At 69.0% G+C, this 4,055-nt stretch carries 4 protein-coding genes; all 4 read right to left on the reverse strand.

The window, feature by feature from the left end:
* Positions 1-99 precede the first annotated feature (99 nt).
* Entirely contained in the window at positions 100-822 is a 723-nt protein-coding gene (locus ACWCQ6_RS36075; RefSeq protein ID WP_451096580.1) for a hypothetical protein, read from the reverse strand.
* A 65-nt stretch (positions 823-887) separates the two neighbouring features.
* Entirely contained in the window at positions 888-2,363 is a 1,476-nt protein-coding gene (locus ACWCQ6_RS36080) for a hypothetical protein (protein ID WP_451096582.1), read from the reverse strand.
* Positions 2,360-2,695 (reverse strand): helix-turn-helix domain-containing protein, encoded by a 336-nt coding sequence (locus tag ACWCQ6_RS36085; protein ID WP_451096584.1) that lies wholly within the window; start codon positions 2,693-2,695, stop codon positions 2,360-2,362. Before ACWCQ6_RS36085 ends, ACWCQ6_RS36080 begins: the two co-directional genes overlap by 4 nt.
* Positions 2,695-3,813, reverse strand: coding sequence for a tyrosine-type recombinase/integrase (locus ACWCQ6_RS36090; protein WP_451096586.1), 1,119 nt, complete (start codon positions 3,811-3,813; stop codon positions 2,695-2,697). Before ACWCQ6_RS36090 ends, ACWCQ6_RS36085 begins: the two co-directional genes overlap by 1 nt.
* Positions 3,814-4,055 lie beyond the last annotated feature (242 nt).

Here is a 4,055-nt window from a genome sequence, read left to right on the forward strand (position 1 = left end):
GAGATTGGTAAGCGCCGTTAATCGGGTGGCCTGTATTCCTCGCAGGGGGACCGGTGTCTGTCACCGTGTGTGCCCCGTTGGACGAGTGGCGGGTGACGGTCAGGATCCGTGCAGCCAGATGCGGAGTGGGCCGAGCGCGGCGAAGCCGCTGGCGAGCGCGTGCGCGAGATCGTCTCCGTGCTCGTAGCCGACCAGGGGAAGGCCGGGGAAGTGGTTGGCGGCTGCGGTGATCGCTGATGACCAGGCGGTGGCAACGTCACTGCTGTCGACCGCGAAGAGGTTGGAGAGGCCGACCATCCCGGAGCTGTGGTTCAGGACGACGCCCCCGCAGAGGTCTTCGCCGTTGTGAAGGGCGAGTACCAGCACGGACGGGTCGTCAAGCAGCGCTGGTCGGAAGACGTCCGGGGTTCCGTCACCGCCGTGCCAGGCGGCCTGCCAGTCGCGGAGCTGGGTGGCCGTGGAGACCCGCTCGGTGCGCAGGGTCGGCGTTGTTGCCCTTGTGGGGGTTTCTGCTGGGCGGTGGATCCACTGGGCGGTGAAGAGCTCGACGAAGCCGTCCGAGGTGAGGTCGAGAGCGGCGAAACTGTCCTTGATCGAACACCCGGCTGACGCCGTGTCGATCGCGGACAGGAAGTCGGTCGGCACCGCGTCGGGGTGCAGGGTGACGGCGTCGGGGTAGTACGGCGGCGTGCGGCGGGCACTGTGCCAGGCCGTCTCGCTGAAGATGTTTGGTATGCCGTGGGAGCGGCAGACCGAGGCGCACCAGTCGGCGTTGTTTCGAGCCGCGGCGACACGGATGAAGGTTGTCTCGGCTGAGGTCACCCAGGAAGGTTGGCACTGCTCAGGCCCGGCCGCATGTGCGTTTTCCAGTCGGGCTGGTTCGGCTGTCATGGGTGGTCTCCAGGGGCGTAGTGCTTCCAGGGGGCTCCGGCGTCGGTGGCGATGCGGGTGGTGCTCTTGTCGTGGTAGCCGAGTGCCTGGGCGATGACGGGGGCCGGGGCCTGGAGGACGAGCTGGCGGATGGCGGAGGTCCGGCCCTTCTCAGCAGGGATGCCAAGTGCACGAAGTGCGTCGCGCAGGGTGGCGGGGTTCATGGGCTGGCTCGCTCGGCGGCCGGGGAAGAGCCAGGGCGAGTTCTGGTTGATGGCGGGGGTGCCGGCGGGCAGGGCCTGGAGGTAGTCGAGCAGGAGAGCGGCCACCGGCTCAGGCACCGGGGTGGGCGGTTCGCCGAGCCGGAGTGCGACGTGCCGGCCGTCCCGGAGAACGTCGTCGGTGGTCATGCGGGCGATCCGGCTGACCGGCTGGGCGAACAGCAGGACCAGGCAGGCGGCGACCCGAACTCGCAGCGAGGTGCTGCCGTCGGCGAGGACCCGTTGCAGGGCGGCGACCCGTTGGTGCTGGCCCATCGGGTGGGGGTTGGAGGTCGGTCGGTTCGGGATGGAGAGCCTCGGCATCCGGCGGCTGTCCATGCACCACCGCATGAACGCCTGTGCGGGTCGTCGGGTGGCGTACTTTTCCGCGTGCCAGGCATCGAGGTCGGTCTGGGTGCAGGCGTCCAGCATGACGTGCCGGGCTGCGAGCCAGACCAGGAAGGCGCCGGCCTGCGTGATCTGCTGGCGGCATTCCTGCGTGGTGCTGGTGCCCAGCGGTCTCTTGGCCGCCTTGGCGCGGAGCTTGCGGAGTTGGTGCCAGGTGGCGAAGTGCTGGAGCAGGCGGGCGTGTTCGACATCGGCGGTGGCGGCGAGGTGCTGGGCGAGCCACCGCTCGAACAGCAGGAGCCGTCGGTCGATGTGAGGCAGGACGCCGCTGTCCATGAGCAGGTCGCGCAGGTAGGCGGCGGTCCGCCAGTTCGGCAGGACCTGGATGGCCTCGTGCGTGAGCGGTACCGTTCCGGTGGCGAGGTCTCGTAGCAAGGCAGGGACTTGTGGGTTGCGGAGCCAGGTCAGCCGGCTCTTCGGGCGATCCAGGCCCACCAGGAACTGGTGCAGCGGGACCAACTGCGGGTGGGTGAGGCCGGTGCCGTCGTCCAGGAGGACGGTGAGCTGGTCGGAGAGCGTGCAGCGTTCACAGAGCCGACCCCCGAGGAGCAGGCCCTCGAAGCCGCAGCGGTCGCAGAAGAAGTCGCGGCTGATGTCCGCGCAGTCCCGGCAGATGGCGGTCCCCGCTGGGTTCCGCCCAGGAAGCAGCCGTTCGGTGCCGCACTCGGGGCAGCGGCCCCGTTCCCGCATGGCCCGCTCATAGCAGGTGCGGCAAATGGGGCCGTCCGACCAGTTCGCGGACTTGGCGGCTCGGCGGCCGCAGCGTGCGCAGGTGCGTATGTGCCACCGCTCGTACTTCTCGCGGCTGTCGTAGGCCGGGCTCACGAGTCGGGGGTGATCCGGGCGCGCTTGGGCCGGATGGTGGCCGCCAGGTCCACCACGTCGGCGCCGCCCGAGGCGGCAGAGCGACGTGGGGCGACGTTCTCGGCCCGGGTGGCGATCAGGTCGGCGGGGGTGACCTCAAGGATGTCGCAGAGCGCGGCCAGGACCGGCAGGGAGAGCCGTTCAGGAGTCTGGGTGACCAGGCGCCAGACCTGCACCGAGGACAGCTCGATGCCGCGTTCGGCGAGCAGGGGGGACAGGTCGGAGGCGGCGAAGATGCCCCGGGTGGCCATCACCTCGCGCAGCCGCCACTGGTAGCTGACCCGGCGTTTCATCAAGCCCTCCTCGCCGGCCGCAGAGCGGCCTGCATCGTCGCGTCCAACGCTCTCCGCAGGGTGCGGGTGCGGAAGTCGGAGGACACGCAGGTGTAGATCGCGGTCGTGGACGCGTGCTCGTGCCCGACCTGTTCCTGCACGAACCGGGCGTCCATGCCCTTCTCGATCAGGTGGGTGACGTAGGACCTGCGGAAGGAGTGGAAGTCCAGGCCGTCGTCCAGGCCGAGGGCGTCCCGGTAGGCGCTGAAGCGGGTGTTCATCTGGGAGAAACCGACCCGGGCCGAACGCTCCGACGGCCACAGGGCTCCGGAGCCGGCCGTGGGGAACAGGGGGCGGACCTCCTCGTTCCACTGCTGGAGGATCTCCGCCGACCAGTCGAAGACGGTCAGCACGCTACGGCGCTTGGGCGGCGAGCCCTTCTTCGCCTTCCCGTGGCGGACGTAGAGGACGCCGTATTCGCCGAACTCGGGACCTTCGGGGTTGCGCCCGAAGTCGACCGCGTCCAGCATCCGCGTCTCGTTGCGGCGCAGGCCGAAGGCGTACGCGGTCTTGAACAGCATCGCGTCGCGGAAGGCGGGCAGCCAGCCCTTGCGGCCCCGGCCGCGGACCCTGCCGACCTGGTCGTCGGCGTGGTCGAAGAACGCCTGCAACTCCTGCCGGGTAAAGGCCCGTTTGCTCGGGTCTGCCTCGGCTTCCTCCACGTGCACCGCGGTGTTCCACTCGTGCACCACCTGGATCGGGTGGGCGCCGAAACGCTCCTCGCAGGTCGCCGCCCACCCGTAGGCGGGGTCGGTGATGAAGGAGCAGAAGGACCTGACCGAGCCCTGGTAGTTCCGCAGCGTGGAACGGCGCAGGTGCCGCACCGACCGCAGATCGCCCAGCCATTCGTCGACCATCTGCGGCAACCAGGCCCAGGGGAAGGTGTCGGCGTGCCGGGCGAACGCCCGTACCACCTTCTCCCGGCCCTCGATCGTGGAGAACGCCAGGTTCCGCGCGAGCTGCTGGTTGCGCCAGCCGTCCAGCATGGCCGTGAACACCTGCTCGTCCGGCCGCAGCAGCGGCAGGTCACCGACCAGATGCAGCCCAACGGCCCCCGGCGCGAGCCTGTTCCCACCCACGAATGACTACCCTCCGCCACCTACATCAGACGAAGGAATCTTTCATCAGACGTAATCGACTGGCAAGTTCCCAGCTCAGAAGGCGTGATGCCGTGCATCCGACCCGCTTCCAGCGGCTCGACCAGTCACCCTCGGCGGGCTCATGTAAGGCACTGACCAGTACAGAAGGGTCAAGCTGCCGTCGGTGTGCGATCCAACCGCAGTGTTACATCCGATGAAATTGCGGCCACTTGGAACATCGG

Source organism: Streptomyces sp. NPDC001880, assembly GCF_053594575.1.